1 protein-coding gene is annotated in these 691 nt (G+C 56.7%); it reads right to left on the reverse strand.

What is annotated here, in order from left to right; all coding sequences use genetic code 11:
• The coding region (locus EOA85_RS36645) for an ATP-binding cassette domain-containing protein (RefSeq protein ID WP_348627966.1) at positions 1-691 on the reverse strand (691 nt) is incomplete at both ends.

Below are 691 nucleotides of genomic sequence, written 5' to 3' on the forward strand. Positions count from 1 at the left end.
GCCTCATCAATGGAATGCGTGATGAACATGACGGTCATCCGTTGCTCAAGCCACAAAAGCTCCAGGTCGTGTCGGATTTGCGTGCGGCTGATAGCATCGAGCGCGCCAAATGGCTCGTCCATGAGGAGCATTGATGGCTGATGAACAAGTGCCCGCGCGATCGACACTCGCTGCCGCATGCCGCCCGAGAGCTGGGCCGGATATCGGTCCTGCGCGCCTTTCAGGCCCAACTTCACGAAAAGAGCCTCTGCGTCCTCGCGAAGTGCTTGCCTGTTGAGCCCGCGGATCTGTTGCTGGAGCATGACATTAGCCATTGCCGTCCGAAACTCAAGCAAGAGGTGGTTCTGGAACACGATGCCGACATCCGTGATGGGTCCCGCAAGCGGCCGGTCATCAATCGCGATGATTCCGGTCGATCGCGGAAGCAGTCCTGCGACCATCAGCATCGTGGTGCTTTTTCCGCAACCTGACGGGCCGATCACACTGACGAATTCCCCACGTTCGATGTGAAGATCGAGAGGTCCCACCGCGCGAACCTCTCCACCCGGCACTGGAAAAACCTTTGAAAGTCCGGTCGCGGTGATTGAGGCTCCACTCCTCGCAGGTACATGCGTCGATTGATTGGCAGATTTCAGTTTGACACTGTGCATGAAGGCTTCCCCTGTTGTTGTAGTTTTGATGATCTTATGTC

This window comes from Mesorhizobium sp. M5C.F.Ca.IN.020.29.1.1, from assembly GCF_003997375.1.
GTDB lineage: Bacteria > Pseudomonadota > Alphaproteobacteria > Rhizobiales > Rhizobiaceae > Mesorhizobium > Mesorhizobium wenxiniae.